Genomic DNA, 23,862 nt, shown 5'->3' on the forward strand with positions numbered 1-23,862 from the left:
AGCCATGCTCAATACGCTGCGCAAGATCGTCCAGGAAGTTAACTCCGCCAAGGATCTCAAGGCGGCGTTGGGGATTATTGTGTTGCGCGTCAAAGAGGCCATGGGCAGCCAGGTCTGCTCGGTCTATCTGCTTGATCCAGAGACCAACCGCTTCGTGCTGATGGCCACCGAGGGCTTGAACAAGCGCTCGATCGGCAAGGTCAGCATGGCACCCAACGAAGGTCTGGTCGGCCTGGTCGGCACGCGTGAAGAACCCCTGAACCTCGAAAACGCCGCGGATCACCCGCGCTACCGCTACTTCGCCGAGACCGGCGAGGAGCGCTATGCCTCGTTCCTCGGGGCGCCGATCATCCACCACCGCCGCGTCGTCGGCGTGTTGGTCATCCAGCAGAAAGAACGCCGCCAGTTCGATGAGGGTGAAGAGGCCTTCCTCGTGACCATGAGCGCGCAGCTCGCGGGCGTAATCGCTCACGCCGAGGCCACAGGTTCCATCCGTGGTCTGGGCCGTCAGGGCAAGGGCATCCAGGAAGCCAAGTTCGTCGGCGTGCCGGGTTCACCGGGTGCGGCGGTCGGTACCGCGGTGGTCATGCTGCCACCGGCGGATCTGGACGTGGTGCCGGACAAGACCATCACCGACATCGACGCGGAGCTGGCGCTGTTCAAGACCGCCATCGAAGGCGTGCGCGCCGACATGCGTGCGTTGTCGGCCAAACTGGCGACCCAGCTGCGTCCGGAAGAGCGCGCGCTGTTCGACGTCTATCTGATGATGCTCGACGATGCCTCGCTGGGCAGCGAAATCACCAACGTGATCAAGACCGGTCAATGGGCCCAGGGCGCGCTGCGCCAGGTCGTGACCGATCACGTCAATCGTTTCGACTTGATGGACGACGAGTACCTGCGTGAGCGGGCGTCGGACGTCAAGGACCTCGGCCGCCGGCTGCTCGCCTATCTGCAGGAGGAGCGCCAGCAAAACCTGGTCTACCCGGAAAAAACCATTCTGGTCAGCGAAGAACTGACGCCCGCGATGCTCGGCGAGGTGCCGGAAGGCACGCTGGTCGGTCTGGTCTCGGTACTGGGCTCGGGTAACTCCCACGTTGCGATCCTCGCCCGGGCCATGGGTATCCCGACGGTGATGGGCCTGGTCGACCTGCCGTACGCCAAGGTTGACGGCATCGACATGATCGTCGATGGCACCAAGGGTGAGGTCTACACCAACCCCAGCGAAGTGCTGCGCAAGCAGTTCACCGAGGTGGTGGAGGAAGAGAAGCAACTGGCGCTGGGTCTCGATACCCTGCGCGACCTGCCGTGCGTGACCCTTGATGGCCACCGCATGCCGCTGTGGGTCAACACTGGTCTGCTGGCGGACGTGGCGCGGGCGCAGAAGCGTGGCGCCGAAGGTGTCGGTCTGTACCGCACCGAAGTGCCGTTCATGATCAACCAGCGCTTCCCGAGCGAGAAGGAACAACTGGCGATCTACCGCGAGCAGCTCGCCGCGTTCCACCCGCAACCGGTGACCATGCGCAGCCTGGACATTGGCGGCGACAAGTCGCTGTCGTACTTCCCGATCAAGGAGGACAATCCGTTCCTCGGCTGGCGCGGGATTCGCGTCACCCTCGACCACCCGGAAATCTTCCTGGTGCAGACCCGCGCGATGCTCAAGGCCAGCGAAGGCCTGAACAACCTGCGGATCCTGCTGCCGATGATCTCCGGCATCCACGAGCTCGAAGAAGCGCTGCACCTGATCCACCGGGCCTGGGGTGAAGTGCGCGACGAAGGCACCGACGTGCCGATGCCTCCGGTGGGCGTGATGATCGAAATTCCTGCGGCGGTTTACCAGACCCGGGAACTGGCGCGGATGGTGGACTTCCTGTCGGTCGGCTCCAACGACTTGACCCAGTACCTGCTGGCGGTGGACCGCAACAACCCACGGGTGGCCGATCTCTACGACTACCTGCACCCGGCGGTGCTGCAAGCCCTGCAAACCGTAGTGCGCGACGCCCATGCCGAAGGCAAGCCGGTGAGCATCTGCGGCGAGATGGCCGGTGACCCGGCGGCCGCGGTGCTGTTGATGGCGATGGGCTTCGACAGTCTGTCGATGAACGCCACCAACTTGCCGAAGGTGAAATGGATGCTGCGTCAGATCAACCTGAGCAAGGCCAGGGATTTGCTGGCGGAGCTGATGACCATCGACAACCCGCAGGTGATCCACAGCTCGCTGCAACTGGCGCTGAAGAATCTTGGGTTGGCGAAGATGGTCAATCCGGCGGCGGTCAAACCGCTCTGAAATTCTGAGGGCCTCATCGCTGGCAAGCCAGCTCCCACAGGATGCTCGGTGGACACATATTTTGTGAACACTAGAGGAAACTGTGGGAGCTGGCTTGCCAGCGATGGCGTCCGTATAGCAACGCCTAAATCAGAATTTCCACTTCCCCCAAGTGCCCGCCATACGGCCCGAAACTGCGCTCCACCATCCGCCGCGTCCCGTCCGCCTGCACGATCAACGCCGTACTCGCCCGCGTCCCATAGCTCTGGCTGGCAATAAACACACTCGACAACAACGACTCGGTCGCCAGGCCCACGCCGGTGTCCGGCAGATCGGCAAACGGTGCTGTCTGGGCATCGCTCAATAAAGCCAGCAGCCGCTCGGGCTGCGGATCATCCAGCACGGCACTCAATGCCGCCCTGGCCTTGAGCAGTTTCGGCCACGGTGTATCCAGCCCGGCGTTGGACAGGCCATAGACGCCGGGCTGCAACATCACCGGTTCCGATGACCGGGCATTGAAGTGCCACAGCTCGTTGGCATTGCCCAGTAAAAGGTTGAAGCCGGCATATTCCGGCGAACGGGCGACAATGTCGGACAAATAATCATCGATCGACAGGTTTGCGGTCAGAAATCCCGCCACCAGTTCGCCCCGAGAACGTCGAGCCGGCGGTTGATGCGGATCGCGAATGTTGGTCAGCGCCGCGAAGCGACCGTTGGCGCCCAGGCCGAGCCAGGTTCCCCCAGCCTCGAGATCGCGACCGGCGTGAACCTGCGGCGACTCGGGCCACTGGGCCAGCGGCAGGCTGGGCCGGGCGTAGAATTCGTCACGGTTGGCCGCGACGATCAGCGGCTGGGCATGCCCCGGCCGCCAGGCGAAAACAATCAGGCACATAAGGTGGTCCTTGTGTGTTTTTTGCCCACTCTACGCAGACATCGTCCGTGCATCCATCGCCAGTGGAGCCGAAGGGTATCCATCCGTTACCATGCCGCTCCGGTTTTGGGGACGCGCCTTGGGAGGCAGTCATGGAATTTCTGCTCTATCTGGCGCTGGGCGCCTGTGCGGGCGTACTGGCCGGGCTGTTCGGGGTGGGTGGCGGGATCATCATCGTCCCGGTGCTGGTGTTCAGTTTCACCTTGCAGGGCTTCGATCCGTCGATCCTGACCCATCTGGCGGTCGGCACGTCCCTGGCGACGATCATTTTTACCTCGGTCAATGCCGTGCGTGAGCATCACCGACGCGGCGCGGTGCGCTGGCCAATCTTCCGCTGGATGACCGTGGGCATTCTGCTCGGCGCCGGTTTCGGTGCATTGACCGCCGAAGCGATCTCCGGACCCAACCTGCAAAAGATCATCGGTGTGTTCGCCCTGGTGATCGCCGCGCAGCTGGCGCTGGACGTCAAACCCAAGGCCAGTCGAACGGTGCCGGGTAAACTCGGTCTGACCGTGGCCGGCAGTGTGATCGGCTGGGCATCGGCGATTTTCGGGATTGGCGGCGGCTCGCTGACCGTGCCGTTCCTGACCTGGCGCAGCGTGCCGATGCAGCAGGCGGTGGCGACTTCGTCGGCGTGCGGTCTGCCGATTGCTGTGGCCAGTGCAATAAGTTTCATGATTCTGGGCTGGCATGATCCGTTGCTGCCGGCCCATAGTCTCGGTTTTGTGTATTTGCCGGCACTGCTCGGCATTGCGCTGACCAGCATGGTTTTCGCCCGTCTCGGCGCGCGGCTGGCGCACAGGCTGTCGCCGAAGTTGCTGAAACGGCTGTTCGCGGCTTTGCTGTTTTGCGTGGGCCTGAGCTTTCTGTTCTGAGCCGTCGGTTTTGGCAGGTCGCAATCCTGGCTTAATCCTGAGGTGACAGCGTCGCCCGGGAATTTTTGAAGATTTGAATGCTAACGAGGAGTCGCAATGCTGCCTTACCCGCAGATCGATCCGGTGGCCCTGGCCATCGGTCCGCTGAAAATCCACTGGTACGGCCTGATGTACCTGGTCGGCATCGGCGGCGCGTGGCTGCTGGCATCGCGCCGGCTCAACCGTTTCGACCCGACCTGGACCAAGGAGAAACTCTCCGATCTGGTGTTCTGGTTGTCGATGGGTGTGATTGTCGGCGGGCGCCTGGGCTATGTGTTGTTCTACGACCTGAGCGCTTACCTGGCCAACCCGACGCTGATTTTCGAAGTGTGGAAGGGCGGCATGTCGTTCCACGGCGGCTTCATCGGCGTGATGCTGGCGGCGTTGTGGTTCGGCAAGCGTAATGGCAAGTCGTTCTTCCAGCTGATGGACTTCGTGGCGCCGATGGTGCCGATCGGTCTGGGCGCCGGGCGTATCGGCAACTTCATCAACGCCGAGCTGTGGGGCAAGGCCACCGACGTGCCGTGGGCCATGGTATTCCCGCCGTTCAGCGACCCGGCGCAACTGCCGCGTCACCCGTCGCAGCTGTATCAGTTCGCACTGGAAGGCGTGGCGCTGTTCCTGATCCTCTGGCTGTTCTCGCGCAAGCCGCGGCCGACCATGGCGGTCTCGGGCATGTTCGCGCTGTTCTATGGCATCTTCCGTTTCATCGTCGAATTTGTCCGCGTGCCGGACGCGCAACTGGGCTATCTGGCCTGGAACTGGCTGACCATGGGTCAGGTACTCTGCGTACCGATGATCATCGGCGGGCTGTTCCTGATCTGGCTGGCCTACCACCGCGCCCCGGCGGCGCCGGTTGCACCGACAGCTTAAATATTCGAACCCCGGCGACGTCTGCCGGGGCTCAAGGACACAGGTAACTCATGAAGCAATATCTCGATCTGGTGTCGCACGTCATCAACAACGGCACCAAACAGGCCAACCGTACCGGCGTGAACACCATCAGCTTTCCGGGCGCGATGTTGCGCTTCGATCTGCAGGAAGGTTTCCCGGCGATCACCACTCGCAAGATGGCCTTCAAATCGGCCATCGGCGAGATGTGCGGCTTTCTGCGGGGCGTGAACAACGCCGCCGAATTCCGTGCGCTGGGCTGCAAGGTCTGGGATCAGAACGCCAACGAAAACGCCCAGTGGCTGGCCAACCCGTTCCGCCAGGGCGAAGACGACCTCGGCGAAATCTACGGCGTGCAATGGCGCAAATGGCCGGCGTACAAGCAGATCCCGCTGAGCAACACCGCCGCCATCGAACAAACCCTGAGCAACGGCTACAAGCAGATTGCCCAGGGCGAAGAAGACGGCCAGGCCTACGTGGTCTTGTACAAAGCCATCGATCAGGTGCGCCAGTGCGTCGACACGATCATCAAGGACCCGGGCAGCCGGCGCATCCTGTTCCACGGCTGGAACTGCGCCCAGCTCGATGAAATGGCCCTGCCGCCGTGCCATCTGCTGTACCAGTTCCACCCGAATGTCGAGACCAAGGAAATCTCCCTGACCCTCTACATCCGCTCCAACGACCTGGGCCTGGGCACGCCGTTCAACCTCACCGAAGGCGCCGCGCTGCTGAGCCTGATCGGTCGCCTGACCGGCTACACGCCGCGCTGGTTCACCTATTTCATCGGTGACGCCCACGTCTACGAAAACCACCTGGACATGCTCAACGAACAGCTCAAGCGCGAGCCGTTCGCCATGCCGAAGCTGAAGATTTCGGACCGCGTGCCGGAGTTTGCCAAGACCGGTGTTTATCAGCCGGAATGGCTGGAGCTGGTGGAGCCGAGCGACTTCTCGCTGGAAGGCTACGAGCACCATGCGCCGATGACTGCGCCGATGGCGGTCTGACAGCCTGCCATCAAACCTGTGGGAGCTGGCTTGCCAGCGATGACGGCAGCACATCCAACATTGATGTGTCTGTAAAACCGCTATCGCTGGCAAGCCAGCTCCCACAATGTTTTGTGGTTTTGTCAGTGGCCGTGGCTGCGGCCCACATGCGAATGCTCAACTTCCGCCGCCACAACCCCGCCACTCACCTCCAGCCTCTGCAAAATCCCGCACTGATCCGCCTCCGGCCCTTCGCCACACCGCTGGCGCAAGTCGAGCAGTTGCGTCTGCAACGCCAGTAACCCATCGATTCGCGCCTTGACGTGCTGGATGTGCTCGTCGATCAGCGCATTCACGCTCTCGCACTGATCCTGCGGGCTGTCGCGCAAGGCGAGCAGGCTGCGGATTTCTTCGAGGGTCATGTCGAGGGTGCGGCAGTTGCGGATGAAGGTCAGGCGCTCGGCGTGGGCCTGGGTGTAGACGCGGTAGTTGCCGTCGCTGCGGGCCGGCTCCGGCAGCAGGTTTTCGCGTTCGTAGTAGCGGATGGTTTCCACGGCACAATCGGTCTGTTTCGCCAGTTCTCCGATCTTCATGACGGCAATCTCCAAAAGGGTGCTTGACCCTATAGTGGCTACAGGGTCTTTACTTGGCAACAGGCACCTTCATGGACGCGACCAATGAGCGATTCCCAGCACACCCACAAATCCCACGCCGGACACGACCACAGCCACAAATTGCAGCCTGTGCATAAACACGACCACCGCGCTGATTCCTGCTGTGCGTCAAAAGCCGCCGCACCTTCGCTTGTTCAACTGAGCGAGGCAAAAAGCGCCGACGCCCGGCTGAGCAGCTTCCGCATCGAGGCAATGGACTGCCCGACCGAACAGACGCTGATCCAGAACAAGCTCGGCAAACTGGCCGGGATCCAGCAACTGGAATTCAACCTGATCAACCGCGTGCTCGGCGTGACCCACAGTTTGCCGGACACCGCGCCGATCATCGACGCGATCAAATCCCTCGGCATGCAGGCCGAGCCGCTGGAGGCAGGCGTTGAATCGCCGGTTGCAGCGCCGGTGAAAAAACACTGGTGGCCACTGGCGCTGTCCGGCGTCGGTGCGCTCGCTGCCGAGGTGATCCACTTCACCAGCGCCGCGCCGACCTGGGTGGTGGCGATCATCGCGCTGATCTCGATCCTCAGCGGCGGCCTCACCACCTACAAGAAGGGCTGGATCGCCCTGAAGAACCGTAACCTCAACATCAACGCCCTGATGAGTATCGCCGTGACCGGCGCCGTGTTGATCGGCCAGTGGCCGGAAGCGGCGATGGTGATGTTCCTGTTCACCGTGGCCGAGCTGATCGAAGCGCGCTCGCTGGACCGCGCACGCAACGCCATCAGCGGCCTGATGCAGATGACGCCGGAGCAGGCCACTGTGTTGCAGGCGGACGGCAACTGGGTCGAACTGGATGTGAAAAGCATCGATCTCGGCGCCCGCGTGCGGGTGAAACCCGGTGAGCGTATCGCGCTGGACGGAGAAGTCGTCAGCGGCAGCTCGACCATCGATCAGGCGCCGATCACTGGCGAAAGCCTGCCGGTGGAGAAAACCGTCGGCGACAAAGTCTTCGCCGGCACCATCAACCAGGCCGGTTCGCTGGAATACGCAGTGACGGCAGCGGCGAACAATTCGACTTTGGCGCGGATCATCCACGCCGTGGAGCAGGCGCAAGGCGCACGGGCGCCGACCCAGCGCTTCGTCGATCAATTCTCGAAAATCTACACCCCGGTGGTCTTCATCCTGGCCCTGGCCGTCGCGATCATCCCGCCGCTGTTCATGGGCGCCGCGTGGTTCGACTGGATCTACCGCGCGCTGGTGCTGCTGGTGGTCGCTTGCCCGTGTGCGCTGGTGATTTCCACCCCGGTGACCATCGTCAGCGGCCTCGCGGCTGCGGCGCGCAAAGGCATTCTGGTCAAGGGCGGCGTGTACCTGGAGGGCGGTTTCAAGCTCGACTATCTGGCCCTCGACAAGACCGGCACCATCACCCACGGCAAACCGGTGCAGACCGATCACCTGTCCCTCAACCCGACCGCCGACGCCACGGCCCCGGCAATTGCCGCCGCGCTGGCCGGGCGCTCCGATCACCCCGTATCGCTGGCCATCGCCAACGCGGCTGTGGATAAAGGTTTGGCGGCGCTTGTTGTGGATAACTTCGAAGCGCTGGCTGGGCGTGGGGTAAAAGGCGAGGTCAACGGTCAGGTCTACCACCTGGGCAACCACCGACTGGTTGAAGAACTGGGCCTGTGCTCGCCGCAACTGGAAGAAAAGCTGTTCGCGCTGGAGAAACAAGGCAAGTCCGTGGTGTTGTTGCTCGACAGCTCCGGCCCGCTGGCGCTGTTCGCCGTGGCCGACACGGTCAAGGAAACCAGCCGCGAAGCGATCCGCCAACTGCACGAACTGGGCGTGAAAACCCTGATGCTGACCGGCGACAACGTCCACACCGCGCAGGCGATTGCGGCGCAGGTCGGGATCGACCAGGCCAGGGGCGACTTGTTGCCGACCGACAAACTGCAAGCCATCGAAGACCTTTACGCGCAGGGCCGTCGGGTCGGCATGGTCGGCGACGGCATCAACGATGCGCCGGCGCTGGCTCGGGCGGAGATCGGTTTTGCGATGGCGGCGGCCGGCACCGATACGGCGATCGAAACCGCCGATGTCGCCCTGATGGACGACGATCTGCGCAAGATCCCGGCCTTCATCAGCCTGTCGCGCGATACCGCCACTATCTTGAAACAGAACATCGCGCTGGCGCTGGTGATCAAGGCGATCTTTCTTGGGGTAACCTTCGCCGGGCTCGCCACCATGTGGATGGCGGTGTTTGCCGACATGGGCGTGAGCCTGCTGGTGGTGTTCAATGGTTTGCGCCTGCTGCGCAAATAGCGGAAGAGGGGCGGTTGTGCTGAGTGCCGAGCTGAAAGCGTTTTACATGGTGGCCCGCCTGGGCAGCATCACGCTGGCGGCGAAAAAGCTCGGCCTCAGTCAACCGACCGTGACCACCCAGATCCGCAATCTGGAAAGTCAGTATTCGGTGGAGCTGTTTTACCGTGGCGGCCGGCGCCTGAGTGTCAGCGACGAAGGCGCGCGGCTGTTGCCGATGGTCAAAGCCTTGTTGCAGCAGGAAGCCGATATCGAGTTCTTCCTGCGCAACAGCGGCCAGGTGCAGGGCACGCTGCGCATCGCCGCCACCGCGCCGTATTACATCCTCGATCTGGTGAAGACCTTCCGCGAGCGCCTGCCGCAGGTGGAGGTGTCGGTGGAAATCGGCAACTCGCAGCAGGTGCTCGAAGCGCTGGAGGATTACCGGGTGGATGTCGCGGCGTCGTCGCAATTGCTCGACGATGCCCGGCTGATCCGCCGGGTGCTCGGCAGCGACCCGCTGGTGCTGGCGGTGCATCGCAATCATCCGCTGGCGGCGCACGATCATGTGACGCTGAGTGCATTGGCCGGGCATACCTTGCTGATGCGTGAATCCGGCTCGACCACCCGGCGGCTCACCGAAGAGTTGCTGGCCAGTGCCGGGGTCAGTTTTGGCCCGCTACTGGAGATCGGCAGCCGCGAATCGATCCGCGAGGCGGTGCTGCGCAACATCGGCATCAGCATCATTGCCCGTCAGGAAGTGCCGCACGATCCGCAGTTGCGGGTGCTGACCCTGGAAAATGCGCCTCAGATCCCCGAATACCTCTACTGCCTCAAGGAACGCAAGAACGCCCGGTTGCCGGCGGCGTTTCTGGGGTTGGCGCAGGAAATGTCTCCGGCCTGAGATCTTCAGTGCCTGTTCGGGCCCCATCGCTCAAGCCAGCTCCCACAGGCATCTTCAGTGAATACAAATTTTGTAAACACCCGAGAAGCTGTGGGAGCTGGCTTGCCAGTGATGGGGACAGATCAAACAACACATGATCTGAAGTTCTGAACCAAAATCCCTGAATACCACTATCGGCGGTTTTTGCCTCACTGCCATATGACCGACGCATTACAACTCTAGGATTCGTCTCATCTGCTTGATGAGGCCTGTCCATGAACCCTGCAATCGCAACTGCCCTGACCAACCCCGGCGCACCGATGAAAGTGCGCGGCGTGCAGAAGCGCTTCGGCGCCTTCACGGCGCTGGATAACGTCTCCCTCGATGTCGCGGCCGGTGAGCTGGTGTGTCTGCTCGGCCCGTCGGGATGCGGCAAGACCACGCTGCTGCGTTGCATTGCCGGTCTGGAAAAGCAGGACAGCGGCGAGTTGTACCTCGGCGAGCGCGACGTTTCCCACCTCGCGCCCCAGGCTCGTGACTACGGCATCCTGTTCCAGTCCTACGCGCTGTTCCCCAATCTGACCGTTGAAGCGAACATCGCCTACGGCCTCGCCGGCAGCGGTCGCGATGAAGTGCGCCGTCGCGTCGGTCAGATGCTGGAACTGGTCGGCCTCACCGGCAGTGAGAAAAAGTACCCGGGGCAGTTGTCCGGCGGCCAGCAGCAACGAGTCGCATTGGCCCGTGCCCTGGCCCCCGCGCCGTCGTTGCTGTTGCTCGACGAACCGATGTCGGCCCTCGATGCTCGGGTTCGCGAGCATCTGTGCACCGAGCTGCGTCAACTGCAACGCAACCTCGGCATCACCACCCTGATGGTTACCCACAATCAGGACGAAGCCATGCTGATGGCCGACCGCATCGCCGTGATGAACAACGGCAAGGTCGAGCAGTACGCCACCCCGCAGGACATCTACAACCGCCCGGCCACGCCGTTCGTGGCCGAGTTCGTCGGCCAGGGCAACTGGCTGCCGTTTCAGCGCAGCAGTGACAGCCACGCCAAGGTCGGCGGGATGAACCTGCGCCTGGCCGACGGCAGCGTCCACAGTCCGTCGGGTCGACTGTTCTGCCGCCCGGAAGCGATCAACGTCAATCCACTGGTACACGAGGAAAACCTGTTCCCGGCCAAAGTCCGCGAGATCACCTTCCTCGGCAACCGCTGCCGCATGAGCTTCGAGCTCGATCAATTGCCTGGCCACGCCTTGCTCGCCGAACTGGCACCGGAAGCCATGCCGCGCCTCGGCGCCCAGCAGATCATGGTTGCCTTGCCGCCACGCAGCCTTCAGGTGTTCGCCTGATGAACAGCAACCTCGCACTGCCGCTACCGCAAAAGCAGGCGCGGCAGATGTCCGGGGCCGAGGTCGGCGACCGGATCTTCGTCCTCGGCGGCAAACTCCTGCTGCTGGTGCTGCTCGGTGTGGCGGTGTTGCTGCCGTTGCTGGCGATCTTCTGGCGCGGCTTCAGCAGCGAAGCCGGGCAGGGCGGTGGCTGGCTCGCCGCCAGGGAACTGGTGAGCAGCGACAATTTCCACTGGTTGCTCGGCAACAGCCTGAAAGTTTCCCTCAGTGTCGCGGCCATCGTCGTACCGCTGGCCTACCTGTTTGCCTACGCCTTGCAGCGCACGTTGATTCCAGCAAAAGGCATCTGGCGCGGGATTTCGCTGCTGCCGCTGATGGCGCCGTCGATGTTGCCGGGGATTGCGCTGGTCTATCTGTTCGGCAATCAGGGCCTGTTGCGCGGGCTGCTGGCGGACAACATCTATGGTTTCTGGGGCATTGTTCTGGGTGAGGTGATCTACACCTTCCCACACGCCTTGATGATTTTGCTGTCAGCCCTGTCGCTGGCGGATGCGCGATTGTTCGACGCTGCGTCCAGCATGGGCGCCAGCCCTGCGAAAGCCTTCCGCAGCATCACCTGGCCGGCAACTCGTCAGGCTGTATTTGCCGCGTTCTGTCTGGTGTTCACCCTGACCATCACCGATTTCGGTGTGCCAGTGGTGGTCGGTGGCGACTACCAAGTGCTGGCGCTGGAAGCCTACAAAGCCGTGGTCGGTCAGCAGCAATTTGGTCGCGGCGCGTTGATCGGCATGGTTCTGCTGCTGCCGGCACTGTTCAGTTTTGGCGTTGATGCCTGGCTGCGTCGGCGTCACGGCGATTCCATGAGCGGCCGCGCCCAGGTGTTCAAACCGGCGCCATCGAAGAAGCGCGATGCCTTTTATCTCAGTGTTGTGCTGTTGATCAGCGCAGCGTTGCTGCTGGTGTTCGGCATGGCGGTGTTCTCGTCGCTGGTGAAGTTCTGGCCGTACAACCTGTCGCTGTCGCTCAACCACTATCAATTCAACGAGACCGCCGGCGGTGGCTGGCTGGCCTACGGCAACAGTTTGAAGATGGCGCTGGGCACGGCGTTGATCGGCAGCGTGATGATCTTCACCGGCGCCTACCTGATGGAAAAGACCCGCAGCCAGCGCGGGCTGAATCTGACGCTGCGCATGCTCAGTTTCGTACCGATGGCGGTGCCGGGCCTGGTGCTTGGTCTGGGTTATGTCTTCTTCTTCAACCTGACCGGCAACCCGCTGCACGTGCTGTACGGGACCATGACCCTGCTGATCGTCTGCACGATTGCTCACTATTTGACCACTGCGCAGATGACCGCCACCACCGCGCTGCGTCAGCTCGATGCCGAGTTCGAAGCCGCCGCGCTGTCGCTGAAAGCACCGCTGTACCGGCATTACCTGCGGGTCACCGTGCCGATCTGCCTGCCGGCGCTGCTGGACATCGTGCGCTACCTGTTCGTCTCGGCCATGACCACCGTGTCCGCCGCGATCTTCCTCTACAGCCCCGACACCATCCTCGCGGCGGTGGCCGTGCTGAACATGGATGACGCCGGCAATGTCGGCGGCGCGGCGGCGATGTCGACCCTGATTCTGTTCACCTCGGCGGGCGTGTCCTTGCTGCTGGCGTGGGCTTCGCGCGGCTTGCTGCGCCGTTCCCAGGCCTGGCGGCAAACGGCGCCCGGCCACTGATTCCATCCCGTTCAACTCCCCCTCAACTCCCCCTCAACTCAAAAGACAGGAAAACGATCATGTTCAAGCCTATGGCCCTGGCCGCTGCTGTGCTCGCTGCTTTCAGCCTGAATGCCTTCGCGGCAAAAACCGAGTTGACGGTGTACACCGCCCTCGAAGCCGAGCAGTTGAAGTCCTACAAAGAGGCCTTCGAAAAGGCCAACCCGGACGTCGAGATCAAGTGGGTGCGTGACTCCACCGGGATCATCACCGCCAAACTGCTGGCCGAAAAGGATCGCCCGCAGGCTGACGCGGTGTGGGGCCTGGCGGCGTCGAGCCTGGCGATCCTCGATCAGCAAGGCATGCTGCAAAGCTATGCGCCGAAGGATCTGGGCAAGATTGGCGCGAACTACCGCGACGCCGCCAACCCGCCAGCCTGGGTCGGCATGGACGTCTGGGCCGCAACCATCTGCTTCAACACCGTCGAGGCCGAAAAACAGGGCCTGACCAAACCGGTGAGCTGGCAGGACCTGACCAAGCCTGAGTACAAAGGCAAGATCGTGATGCCGAACCCGGCCTCGTCCGGCACCGGTTTCCTTGATGTCAGCGCCTGGCTGCAAACCTTCGGCGAGAAGCAGGGCTGGGCCTACATGGACGGTCTGCACCAGAACATCGGCCAGTACGTTCACTCCGGTTCCAAGCCTTGCAAACTGGCGGCGGCGGGCGAGTTCCCGATCGGCATTTCCTTCGAATACCCGGCCGTTCAGCTCAAGCGCCAGGGCGCGCCGCTGGACATCATCCTGCCGAAGGAAGGCCTCGGCTGGGAGATCGAGGCGACTGCCGTGATCAAAGGCACGCCGCATGAAGAAGCCGCGAAGAAACTGGCCGACTTCTCCGCCAGCGCCCCGGCGATGGACCTGTACAAGGAAAACTTCGCAGTCCTCGCCCAGCCGGGCATCGCCAAGCCGCAGACCGAACTGCCGGCCGACTACGAGCAGCGCCTGATCAAGAACGACTTTGCCTGGGCCTCGAAGAACCGCGACGAGATCCTGACCGAATGGCGCAAGCGCTATGACGGCAAGTCCGAGAAAGTCGCGGCCAAGTAAGTTCTTCATCGACTGACAGGGCCCCATCGCTAGCAGGCCAGCTCCCACAGGTTTGGCGGTGTTTACACAATGTGTGTTTCGCACCGGCCAATGTGGGAGCTGGCTTGCCAGCGATGGCGGTCTCGCATTCAGAGCACCTCTCAATGACACAACACAAAGACTTGCTGATCGTCGGCGCCGGCATTCTGGGCCTGTCCCACGCCTACGCGGCCGCCCGACGTGGTCTCAAGGTCGCGGTTTTCGAACGCACCGCCACGCCACTCGGCGCTTCGGTGCGCAACTTCGGCCAGGCACTGGTCACCGGCCAGCCACCGGGCCCGATGCTCGAACTGGCCAAGGCCAGTCGCGAAATCTGGGGCCAGTGGGCGCAGCTCGCCGGCCTGCAACTCAAGCGCAACGGTTCGTACCTGTTCGCTCGCACCGATGCCGAAGAGCACTTGCTCGAAGCCTTCTGCGCCGGGCGCGCCGTCGAGCACGACTACCGCGTCGAGCTGCTGCGCGGTGCCGCGTTGCGCGATTTGTACGGCGGTCAGTTCAGCCATCACCGCGCCGCATTGCACGGCATGGACGATCAGCAGCTGTATTCCCGGGAAGCGATTCCGGCGCTGATCGAATACCTGCGTCGCGAACTCAAGGTCGATTTTCACTTCTCGACGCTGGTGCGCGACGTCGAACCGGGGCGCCTGCACAGCACTGCCGGGATCTTCACCGCCGAACAGATCATCGTCTGCTCCGGCCACGATTATCAGACCCTGCTGGCCGAGCCGATCGCCGCCCTCGACCCGCAAATCTGCCGTCTGCAAATGCTCCGCGTCCAGCCGCAGATCGACCTGAACTTGCAACACGCCTTGCTCACCGGCCTCAGCTGCGTGCATTACGGCGCCTTCGCTGACCTGCCGGAAGCCGCGGAAGTGCAGGCGCAAATCCTTCGCGAACAACCGCACCTGCAGGCAAACGGCATTCACCTGCTGATCAGCCCGACACCTTATGGCGAGCTGATCATCGGCGATTCGCACCATTACGGCGGCGATCCATCACCGTTCAACGCCGAGCAGGTCGATAACTGGATGCTCGAACTGGCCGAGCAGACCCTCGGCTGTAAGGTGCAAGTGGTCGAGCGCTGGCAGGGTGTCTATGGTTCCCGTGGTCCGGGGCCGTTTTCATTCCTGCGTCCGGCGCCGGGGCTGAGTGTGGCGCTGATGCACAGCGGCGTCGGCATGAGCGTTGGCCCGGCCATGGCCGAGGGCAATGTTGCACAGCTTTTTGGAGAGCGCTGATGTTGATGCACGAGCAAGTCATCGATCGGGTGTTCGGCCTCTATGAGCGCTTCGGCGCCGGCGACTACATCGGGGAACCGGTGTCGCAGATCGAGCACATGTCCCAGGCGGCGCAACTGGCCATCGCCGAAGGCTTCGACGATGAAGTGGTGCTCGCTGCGTTCTTCCACGACATCGGCCATTTGTGTGCCGAAGGCGCGGAGAACATGGGCGGTTACGGCGTGGTCAGCCACGAACGCCTCGGCGCGGATTACTTGCGTGAGGCCGGCTTCAGCGAACGCATGGCGCGGCTGGTCGAGTATCACGTCCAGGCCAAACGCTATCTGACGCTCAGGGATCCGGGCTATTACGACCGCTTGAGCGAGGCCAGCCGCCGCACCCTGGAGTATCAGGGCGGGGTAATGACGGAGGCTGAAGCCGATGCGTTCGAGCAGGATCCGTTGTGCGCCGTCAGCCTGCGAATGCGCCAGTGGGATGAACTGGCGAAGGAGATGGCCGTGCCGGTGATGGATTTGTCCGTTCTCAAGCGCAAGGCTGAAGTTTTGTTGTCGACCGGGTGAGGGCGCGGATCTAAAGCTCAAGCACCTTTTCCACCAACAACTCAATCTGTTCCTGACGCTGGGCCTGATTCAGTTTCGGATGCAGGTTGAGCGACGACCATTGCGGGTGGGCCCGGGCAATGTTCAGCGCCTCCGGCAGCTTGCCTTCGCGCCAGGTCTTGTCCTGCGGCGTCGCCACCTGAATGCTGTCCAGCGCCGCATGGCCTCGGGCGTTCAGCGCTTGCAGCAGTTGCCGCTGACGCAGGGCCAGCAGGCGCAACACGTTGTCGTCGACCGTCAGCTCTCGCTGCCCTTTGATCTTGCCGAGCAGGCGGTTGCCATAGCTGCGGGCGGTTTGCAGGGCGCCGCCGGCAATGGCCCCGGCCAGGGCGGCGGCACCCAGGGTGATGCCGCCGACCAGCAAATCCACACCGGCACCGGCTGCGGCGCCGGCGGCAATCCCGCCGCCGACCCGCACGCCGAGTTGCTTGAGGGTTTCCGGGTTGAACAGGTCGTCGCCCCAGCGTCCGTCGAGCAACGGCAGATCGCTGGCGGCGGCGTCCTGCGGGCGGAAGGCGTAGAGCTTGAGCAGCGCTTCGACGCAGCGTTGTTCGCGCTGGCGCACGGCTTTGCGCAGTTCGCTGATGGCCTGTTGTTCCTGTTCAGCGTTGCTCGCCACACTGCGTCGGCACGCGGCGCAGTCGATCAGCAATTCGGCAATCAGGCGTGCGGCGCTTTGCTCGCGGGCGAGGCGTTGGGCCTGTTGATCGGCGATCAGCCGTTCAAGCTGTGGGCGGGCGTTTTCCAGCAATAGCGCGAGGCTTTCGTACAGCCTCCGCTCGCCATCTTCGGGCGGGGCAACGCTGTCGAAGCGCACCAGTGCATGCAGTCCCAGCCGCGCCAGAGCTTCACGCCAGTCCGGCTCGCGGTGGTTGGCGCTGCTGACGAAATTCAACACCGGCAGCAAGGGCTTGCCGCAACTGGCCAGTACTTCCAGTTCGTCGCGGTACTTGGCCAGCACCGGTTCGCGGGCGTCAATCACGTACAGGCCGGCATCGGAATCGAGCAGTTGCCGCAGCACCTTGGCTTCCTGTTCGAAACGCTGGCGCGCTTCACTGCCATCGAGAAACCGCGCCAGCCGTGCCGGGCCGTCGAGGCGTTCGCCGGGGCGTTCCAGACGCTCGAGAAAATCCAGCAGGGCGATGGCGTCCTCCAGACCGGGCGTGTCGTAGAGGTCGAGCAACGGTTCGCCATCCACCGACAACCGCGCACCTTCGACATGCCGGGTGGTGCTCGGGCGATGGGAGACTTCGCCGAAGCCGACGTCGCGGGTCAGGGTGCGCAGCAGCGAAGTCTTGCCGACGTTGGTGTGGCCGACCACCGCCAGTTTCAGCGGCGCTTTCCAGGCATCAGTCATGTCCGTGCTCCAGCCAGTTCAACGGGGCGCAATCGGCGAACGGCAGCTCCAGCTGTTGCAGCGCCACGTGCCAGTCACCGAGGCGTTCGGCGTCCAGCGCCTGTCCTTGCGGCGCCTGCAACAACCAGACACGGGTCGCAGTGGCATTGCGCGCCAGCTCGGCGATCAGCGCCAGGCTGCCGCGATCCAGCGAACGGCGTGGGTCGCAGGCGATCGCGAGGCGCGCGGGCGGGAAACGGCTGAGCTGTTCGAGCAATTTGTTGCGCGATTCACGGCTGTCGAGGATGCCGGCGTTGCTGACGTTTTTCGGCAGTGTCGGCGGCCATGGGTGTTGATCGTCGAGTTCGATTGCCACCAGCAACGCGCCGTCGCTGGCGTGCTCGCCGACGGTGCTTTCGACGCGGTGCAATTGCGCGGGCTCGGGGTCGGTGATGCCAAGGCGTTCGCTGGTCGGCATCAGGCGTTCACGCAGTTGGGCGTAACCGGGCAGGTTCAGGTCCAGACGCAACGCGGCTTTGCCACTGTTCCAGCGCCAGAAGCAAAACAGCGCCAACAGCAGACGCGGCAGTACGCCGTACACCACCAGCAAGCCGACCAGCCAGGTTGCCCAGGCCTGGCGGGCGCTTTCGATGTTCAGCGCGGTGTCGCCGCTGGCGCGGATCATGTCCACGGTCGGCACGTTGAAGCCCAGCAGCGCCGGCAAGGCGCCGAGGGCCTGGGTCATGTTGATGAACGTGTCGGCGCTGAGAATAGTGGTTTCCCAGACGAAGCCGTAGCGCCGGGTCGCCATCAGTGTCAGCAACAAAACCAGCGCGCTGACCATCGCCAGCAGCCATAGGCCGTTGACCAGCGTGCCGAGCGCCCAGCGATTGAGCTTCTTGCGTTGCAGCATCAACAGCAGGGCCGGCGCCAGTTGGGCAGCCTTGGCATCGCGGGCGAGTTTTTCACTGAGCCACAGCCACAAGCGGCCGAGGGTGGCGCCATGTTCGCCAGCGAAGATCAGCCCCAGCGACCAGCTCAGCAGCAGAATCAGATTCAGCCCGAGCAGACTGCCCAAGGCCCAGAACACATTGACCGGCGTCTGACCCAGTGCGGCGAAGGCAAGCCCTGCGCCACTCAATACGGCGAAGATCGCCAGCAGCACCAGCGCCAGACGTGCGCCTTGCAGCCAGTGCTTGAGTGCGGAGATCAGGCCATCGCGCTCGGCCAGCCACAGGGCGCGGCGTTGAATGCGTCCCGGCAGGTCGCCGCCAGCCGCGCGGGCCAGGCGATTGGCTTCCAGGTCGTCCAGCGGGCCTGCGTGTTCTTCGCGCAGGCGCACGGTTTCGGTGAGCCAGAGTTTTTGCAGTGAAGTCAGTTCAGTCACGCGGCATCCCGTTGCTTGATTGAGCCGTGAGCATAACCGCTGTGGCGCTTATCGGGGTAAGGGCGGCTCTGGTATCCTCGCCGGCATGACTAAAACACTCCCCCTCAGCCTGATCGCAGCCCTCGGTGAAAACCGCGTGATCGGCGTCGACAACAGCATGCCCTGGCACCTGCCGGGGGACTTCAAATACTTCAAGGCCACGACGCTCGGCAAGCCGATCATCATGGGTCGCAAGACCTGGGATTCGCTGGGTCGTCCGCTGCCGGGCCGTCTGAATATCGTGGTCAGCCGTCAGGCCGGTCTGGTGCTGGAAGGCGCGGAAGTCTATCCGTCGCTGGAAGCCGCCGTGGTTCGCGCCGAAGAGTGGGCGAAGGAGCAGGGCGTCGACGAGTTGATGCTGATTGGCGGGGCGCAATTGTATGCGCAGGGGCTGGCGCAGGCGGATCGTTTGTATCTGACCCGTGTGGCACTGAGCCCGGAAGGCGATGCGTGGTTTCCGGAGTTCGATCTCAACCAGTGGAAACTGGTGTCGAACGTGCCGAATCCGGCTGAAGGCGACAAACCGGCTTACAACTTCGAAGTCTGGGAGAAAAAATAGCTAAAAGCTTCGAGCTGCAAGCGGCAAGTAAAAAGCTGGAATGCTCTTCTTGCAGCTTGCAGCTTGCAGCTTGCAGCTTGCAGCTTGCAGCTTGCAGCTGGCTAGCTCGCTAGCTGCGCATGCTCATCGGCATCCAGCAGTGCCTTGTCGGTCTGCTGCATCGCCTGGCTGGTAATCGCGCCAGCGGTGATCGAACCGCTCACGTTCAGCGCCGTGCGACCCATGTCGATCAGCGGCTCGACCGAAATCAGCAACGCCACCAGCGAAACCGGCAAGCCCATGGCCGGCAGCACGATCAGCGCGGCGAAGGTCGCACCGCCACCCACGCCCGCCACACCGGCCGAACTCAGGGTTACGATCGCCACCAGCGTCGCGATCCACAGCGGATCCAGCGGGTTGATGCCGACGGTTGGCGCAACCATCACCGCCAGCATCGCCGGGTACAGACCGGCGCAACCGTTCTGGCCGATGGTCGCGCCGAACGATGCGGCGAAGCTTGCCACCGATTGCGGAATGCCCAGACGACGGGTTTGCGCTTCGATGCTCAGCGGAATGCTCGCCGCGCTGGAGCGGCTGGTGAACGCGAAGGTCAGCACCGGCCAGATCTTGCGGAAGAAACGCAGCGGGTTGATTCCGGCCGCCGACACCAGCAAACCGTGCACCACAAACATCAGGCCCAGACCGAGGTACGAGACCACCACAAAACTGCCGAGCTTGATGATGTCTTGCAGGTTGGAACCGGCCACCACTTTGGTCATCAGCGCCAGCACGCCGTACGGGGTCAGCTTCATCACCAGACGCACCAGACGCATCACCCAGGCTTGCAGGGTGTCGATGGCGTTGATCACTTTCTGACCTTTCTCGACGTCATCCTTGAGCAGTTGCAGCGCGGCAACCCCCAGGAACGCGGCGAAGATCACCACACTGATGATCGAGGTCGGCTTGGCACGGGCCAGGTCGGCGAACGGGTTCTGCGGGATGAACGACAGCAGCAGTTGCGGCACATTCAGGTCGGCGACCTTGCCGGCGTAGTCGGTCTGAATGGTTTGCAGGCGGGCCATTTCCTGCGTGCCGGCGACCAGGCCTTCGGCGGTCAGGCCGAACAGGTTGGTCAGGCCGATGCCGATCAGCGCCGCAATCGCGGTGGTGAACAGCAGCGTGCCGATGGTCAGGAAGCTGATCTTGCCCAGCGACGATGCGTTGTGCAGACGGGCCACGGCGCTGAGGATCGAGGCGAATACCAGCGGGATCACGATCATTTGCAGCAGTTGCACGTAACCGTTGCCGACCAGATCGAACCAGCCGATCGAGGCTTTCAGCACCGGGTTGCCGGCACCGTAAATCGTGTGTAACGCGACGCCGAACGCCACGCCCAGCACCAGCGCGAGCAGGACTTTCTTCGCCAGGCTCCACGTGGTGTGACGGGTTTGCGCCAGGCCGAAGAGCAGGGTGAGGAACACCAGCAAGTTGAGAATCAGGGGCAGATTCATGAGGACTCCAGAAAAGACTGCGCCAACAGCCTTCCGGGGCTGTTGCGAACCGGCAAGCCTAACAGCTTGATTTCCAATGATTTAATACCGAAATCGAAGGTGATCCGTCGTTTTTGGAATAAGGGGGTGTCGCTCTCGGGGATGCAACTGGCGCGAAACGGACGTGGACGGTCGCTGACAGACGAGGACTGTCACACATATTTGTTAGCGTCGAATTCTTTGACCCAGGGAGAAAGCGCCAATGAAGTTCACACCGAAATTTCTGGCTGTCGCACTGACTGTGGGGATGGGCCTGGCCACTCAGGCGTTCGCCACCGACCTGAAACACTGGCCGGCCGATCAGGCCAAGGCGCTGGACGCGATGATCGCCGCCAACGCCAACAAGGGTAACTACGCGGTGTTCGACATGGACAACACCAGTTACCGCTACGACCTCGAAGAGTCGTTGCTGCCGTTCATGGAAAACAAGGGCCTGATTACCCGTGACAAGCTCGACCCCTCCCTGAAACTGATGCCGTTCAAGGACACCGCCGACCACAAGGAAAGCCTGTTCAGCTACTACTACCGCCTCTGCGAAGTCGACGACATGGTCTGCTATCCGTGGGTCGCGCAAGTGTTTTCCGGCTTCACCCTCAAGGAACTCAAGGGCTACGTCGATGAGCTGATGGCCTCGGGCAAACCGGTGCCGGCGACTTATTACGAAGGTGACGTGGTCAAGAACCTGGATGTGAATCCGCCGAAGATCTTCACTGGCCAGAAAGAGCTGTACAACAAGCTGATGGAGAACGGCATCGAGGTCTACGTGATGACCGCCGCCTCCGAAGAACTGGTGCGCATGGTCGCGGCCGATCCGAAGTACGGCTACAACGTCAAACCGCAGAACGTGATCGGCGTGACCACTTTGCTGAAGAACCGCGAAACCGGCGAGCTGACCACCGCGCGCAAGCAGATCACCGCCGGCAAGTATGACGAGAAAGCCAACCTCGGCCTCGAACTGACCCCATACCTGTGGACCCCGGCGACCTGGATGGCCGGCAAGCACGCGGCGATCCTGACCTACATCGACGAGTGGAAAAAACCGGTACTGGTGGGTGGCGACACGCCGACCAGCGACGGCTACATGCTGTTCCACGATGTGGACGTGGCCAAGGGTGGCATTCACTTGTGGGTCAACCGCAAGGACAAGTACATGACCCAGATCCAGGGCATGATGGCCAAGCACGCGGCGGCCCAGGCGAAAGAAGGTTTGCCGGTGACGGCGGACAAGAACTGGGTGATCGTCAAACCGGAAGAAATCCAATAAAAGCAGCTGCAAGTGACTAGCTGCAAGCTACAAGTAAAAGCCGTAGTGCTTCTACTTGCCGCTTGCCGCTTGCCGCTAGCCGCTCGTAGCCTTTTTACAGGCCGTCGAGCATCGCCTTGTTGCGCACAGCGCCCTTGTCGGCGCTGGTCGCCAGCAGGGCGTAGGCCTTGAGGGCAGTGGTCACTTTGCGTGGACGCTTCTCGACCGGTTTCCAGCCTTTCTTGTCCTGCTCGACCCTGCGTGCCGCCAGTTCTTCGTCGCTGATCAGCAGGTTGATCGAACGGTTCGGAATGTCGATCAGCACCTTGTCGCCGTCCTGTACCAGGCCGATCGCGCCGCCGGCCGCTGCTTCTGGCGAAGCGTGGCCGATGGACAGACCGGAAGTGCCGCCGGAGAAACGGCCGTCGGTCAGCAGGGCGCAGGCTTTGCCCAGGCCTTTGGATTTCAGGTAAGAGGTCGGGTAGAGCATTTCCTGCATGCCCGGACCGCCTTTCGGACCTTCGTAGCGAATGATGACGATGTCGCCTTCCTTCACTTCGTCGGCGAGGATGCCGCGCACGGCGCTGTCCTGGCTTTCGAAGATCTTCGCGTTGCCTTCGAACACGTGGATCGACTCGTCGACACCGGCGGTTTTCACCACGCAGCCGTCCAGGGCGATGTTGCCGTACAGCACGGCCAGGCCACCTTCTTTCGAATAGGCGTGCTCGAAGCTGCGGATGCAGCCGTTTTCACGGTCGTCGTCCAGGGTTTCCCAGCGGGTCGACTGGCTGAACGCGGTTTGCGTCGGAATACCGGCCGGGCCTGCCTTGAAGAAGTGATGCACGGCTTCATCGTCGGTCTGGGTGATGTCCCACTTGGCGATGGCTTCTTCCATGCTGTGGCTGTGCACGGTCGGCAGGTCGGTGTGCAACAGGCCACCACGGGCCAGCGAACCGAGGATGCTGAAGATGCCGCCGGCGCGGTGCACGTCTTCCATGTGGTACTTCTGGATGTTCGGCGCGACCTTGCACAGTTGCGGCACCTTGCGCGACAGACGATCGATGTCACGCAGGTCGAAGTCGATCTCGGCTTCCTGGGCAGCGGCCAGCAAGTGCAGGATGGTGTTGGTCGAACCGCCCATGGCGATGTCGAGCATCATCGCGTTCTCGAACGCCTTGAAGTTGGCGATGTTGCGCGGCAGTACCGACTCGTCGTTCTCGCCGTAGTAGCGTTTGCACAGTTCGACGATGGTGCGGCCGGCCTGCAGGAACAGCTGTTCGCGGTCGCTGTGGGTGGCCAGAGTCGAACCGTTGCCCGGCAATGCAAGGCCAAGGGCCTCGGTCAGGCAGTTCATCGAGTTGGCGGTGAACATGCCGGAACACGAACCGCAGGTCGGGCAGGCGCTGCGCTCGTACTCGGCAACCTTCTCGTCAGAAGCGCTGGAGTCGGCGGCGATCACCATGGCGTCGACGAGGTCGAGACCGTGGCTGGCCAGTTTGGTCTTGCCGGCTTCCATCGGACCGCCGGAGACGAAGATCACCGGGATGTTCAGGCGCAGGGCGGCCATCAGCATGCCGGGGGTGATCTTGTCGCAGTTCGAGATGCAGACGATGGCGTCGGCGCAGTGGGCGTTGACCATGTACTCGACGGAGTCGGCGATGATCTCGCGGCTCGGCAGCGAATACAGCATGCCGTCGTGGCCCATGGCGATGCCGTCATCCACGGCGATGGTGTTGAATTCTTTTGCAACGCCGCCAGCGCGTTCGATCTCACGGGCAACCAGCTGGCCGAGGTCCTTCAGGTGGACGTGGCCCGGTACGAACTGGGTGAAGGAGTTGGCAATGGCGATGATCGGCTTCTTGAAGTCGTCATCTTTCATCCCGGTGGCGCGCCACAGTGCGCGGGCGCCGGCCATGTTGCGGCCGTGGGTGGATGTTTTCGAGCGGTAATCGGGCATG

General features: G+C 62.7%; 19 protein-coding genes. 13 read left to right on the forward strand and 6 right to left on the reverse strand.

Annotated elements, in window-relative coordinates:
- Positions 1–4: 4 nt before the first annotated feature.
- Positions 5–2,284, forward strand: coding sequence for a phosphoenolpyruvate--protein phosphotransferase (gene ptsP, locus QLG12_RS23425; protein ID WP_108563499.1), 2,280 nt, complete (start codon positions 5–7; stop codon positions 2,282–2,284).
- A 124-nt stretch (positions 2,285–2,408) separates the two neighbouring features.
- Here ptsP and QLG12_RS23430 read toward each other — a convergent pair whose 3' ends face one another.
- Complete coding sequence (locus QLG12_RS23430; protein WP_282475296.1) at positions 2,409–3,155, reverse strand: NRDE family protein; 747 nt, start codon at positions 3,153–3,155, stop codon at positions 2,409–2,411.
- 131 nt (positions 3,156–3,286) lie between these two features.
- On the opposite strand from QLG12_RS23430, the gene QLG12_RS23435 reads away from it, so the two are divergent.
- From QLG12_RS23435 to QLG12_RS23445, 3 genes are all read left to right on the forward strand, one after another.
- Complete coding sequence (locus QLG12_RS23435; RefSeq protein ID WP_011336421.1) at positions 3,287–4,069, forward strand: sulfite exporter TauE/SafE family protein; 783 nt, start codon at positions 3,287–3,289, stop codon at positions 4,067–4,069.
- Between the two features lie 96 nt (positions 4,070–4,165).
- A complete protein-coding gene (gene lgt, locus QLG12_RS23440) occupies positions 4,166–4,981 on the forward strand; it encodes a prolipoprotein diacylglyceryl transferase (RefSeq protein WP_039767887.1) in 816 nt (271 codons plus the stop codon).
- Positions 4,982–5,031: 50 nt separating this feature from the next.
- Positions 5,032–6,003, forward strand: coding sequence for a thymidylate synthase (locus QLG12_RS23445; RefSeq protein WP_011336420.1), 972 nt, complete (start codon positions 5,032–5,034; stop codon positions 6,001–6,003).
- Between the two features lie 122 nt (positions 6,004–6,125).
- Here the strand turns inward: QLG12_RS23445 and cadR are convergent, their stop codons facing one another.
- Positions 6,126–6,575 carry a Cd(II)/Pb(II)-responsive transcriptional regulator gene (gene cadR / locus QLG12_RS23450; RefSeq protein WP_007953454.1) on the reverse strand — a complete coding sequence of 150 codons (450 nt, stop codon included), beginning with the start codon at positions 6,573–6,575 and terminating at the stop codon, positions 6,126–6,128.
- An 84-nt stretch (positions 6,576–6,659) separates the two neighbouring features.
- Here cadR and QLG12_RS23455 point away from each other — a divergent pair, with 84 nt between their 5' ends.
- From QLG12_RS23455 to QLG12_RS23485, 7 genes are all read left to right on the forward strand, one after another.
- A complete protein-coding gene (locus QLG12_RS23455; protein ID WP_282475297.1) occupies positions 6,660–8,915 on the forward strand; it encodes a heavy metal translocating P-type ATPase in 2,256 nt (751 codons plus the stop codon).
- Between the two features lie 16 nt (positions 8,916–8,931).
- Positions 8,932–9,795 carry a LysR family transcriptional regulator gene (locus QLG12_RS23460; protein ID WP_007953452.1) on the forward strand — a complete coding sequence of 288 codons (864 nt, stop codon included), beginning with the start codon at positions 8,932–8,934 and terminating at the stop codon, positions 9,793–9,795.
- Positions 9,796–10,049: 254 nt separating this feature from the next.
- Positions 10,050–11,126 (forward strand): putative 2-aminoethylphosphonate ABC transporter ATP-binding protein, encoded by a 1,077-nt coding sequence (locus QLG12_RS23465; protein ID WP_064380032.1) that lies wholly within the window; start codon positions 10,050–10,052, stop codon positions 11,124–11,126.
- On the forward strand, positions 11,126–12,850 hold the full coding sequence (locus QLG12_RS23470) for a putative 2-aminoethylphosphonate ABC transporter permease subunit (RefSeq protein ID WP_282475298.1): 1,725 nt from the start codon (positions 11,126–11,128) through the stop codon (positions 12,848–12,850). Before QLG12_RS23465 ends, QLG12_RS23470 begins: the two co-directional genes overlap by 1 nt.
- Positions 12,851–12,909: 59 nt before the next feature.
- Positions 12,910–13,935, forward strand: coding sequence for a putative 2-aminoethylphosphonate ABC transporter substrate-binding protein (locus QLG12_RS23475; protein WP_074690117.1), 1,026 nt, complete (start codon positions 12,910–12,912; stop codon positions 13,933–13,935).
- A gap of 143 nt (positions 13,936–14,078) precedes the next feature.
- Positions 14,079–15,212 (forward strand): TIGR03364 family FAD-dependent oxidoreductase, encoded by a 1,134-nt coding sequence (locus QLG12_RS23480; RefSeq protein WP_282475299.1) that lies wholly within the window; start codon positions 14,079–14,081, stop codon positions 15,210–15,212.
- Positions 15,212–15,772 carry a phosphonate degradation HD-domain oxygenase gene (locus tag QLG12_RS23485; protein ID WP_282475300.1) on the forward strand — a complete coding sequence of 187 codons (561 nt, stop codon included), beginning with the start codon at positions 15,212–15,214 and terminating at the stop codon, positions 15,770–15,772. Before QLG12_RS23480 ends, QLG12_RS23485 begins: the two co-directional genes overlap by 1 nt.
- Before the next feature lie 10 nt (positions 15,773–15,782).
- Here QLG12_RS23485 and QLG12_RS23490 read toward each other — a convergent pair whose 3' ends face one another.
- Both QLG12_RS23490 and QLG12_RS23495 read right to left on the reverse strand, forming a co-directional pair.
- The gene (locus tag QLG12_RS23490; RefSeq protein ID WP_282475301.1) at positions 15,783–17,168 is read right to left on the reverse strand and encodes a GTPase/DUF3482 domain-containing protein; all 1,386 of its coding nucleotides are present in this window, start codon (positions 17,166–17,168) and stop codon (positions 15,783–15,785) included.
- The gene (locus tag QLG12_RS23495; protein ID WP_282475302.1) at positions 17,161–18,534 is read right to left on the reverse strand and encodes a DUF2868 domain-containing protein; all 1,374 of its coding nucleotides are present in this window, start codon (positions 18,532–18,534) and stop codon (positions 17,161–17,163) included. The genes QLG12_RS23490 and QLG12_RS23495 overlap by 8 nt, the downstream gene beginning before the upstream one ends.
- Before the next feature lie 85 nt (positions 18,535–18,619).
- Between QLG12_RS23495 and QLG12_RS23500 the strand changes: the two genes are divergently transcribed.
- Positions 18,620–19,132, forward strand: a complete 513-nt coding sequence (locus QLG12_RS23500; RefSeq protein ID WP_197867183.1) for a dihydrofolate reductase — start codon at positions 18,620–18,622, stop codon at positions 19,130–19,132.
- 101 nt (positions 19,133–19,233) lie between these two features.
- Here the strand turns inward: QLG12_RS23500 and QLG12_RS23505 are convergent, their stop codons facing one another.
- Positions 19,234–20,622 carry an L-cystine transporter gene (locus QLG12_RS23505; RefSeq protein ID WP_282475303.1) on the reverse strand — a complete coding sequence of 463 codons (1,389 nt, stop codon included), beginning with the start codon at positions 20,620–20,622 and terminating at the stop codon, positions 19,234–19,236.
- Between the two features lie 241 nt (positions 20,623–20,863).
- Here QLG12_RS23505 and QLG12_RS23510 point away from each other — a divergent pair, with 241 nt between their 5' ends.
- The gene (locus QLG12_RS23510; RefSeq protein ID WP_011336406.1) at positions 20,864–21,925 is read left to right on the forward strand and encodes a phosphorylcholine phosphatase; all 1,062 of its coding nucleotides are present in this window, start codon (positions 20,864–20,866) and stop codon (positions 21,923–21,925) included.
- 94 nt (positions 21,926–22,019) lie between these two features.
- Here QLG12_RS23510 and ilvD read toward each other — a convergent pair whose 3' ends face one another.
- A complete protein-coding gene (gene ilvD, locus QLG12_RS23515; protein WP_282475304.1) occupies positions 22,020–23,861 on the reverse strand; it encodes a dihydroxy-acid dehydratase in 1,842 nt (613 codons plus the stop codon).
- Position 23,862: the final 1 nt, after the last annotated feature.

Origin of the sequence: Pseudomonas sp. V88_4 (genome assembly GCF_029967985.1) — a bacterium.
Lineage (GTDB): Bacteria > Pseudomonadota > Gammaproteobacteria > Pseudomonadales > Pseudomonadaceae > Aquipseudomonas > Aquipseudomonas glycinae.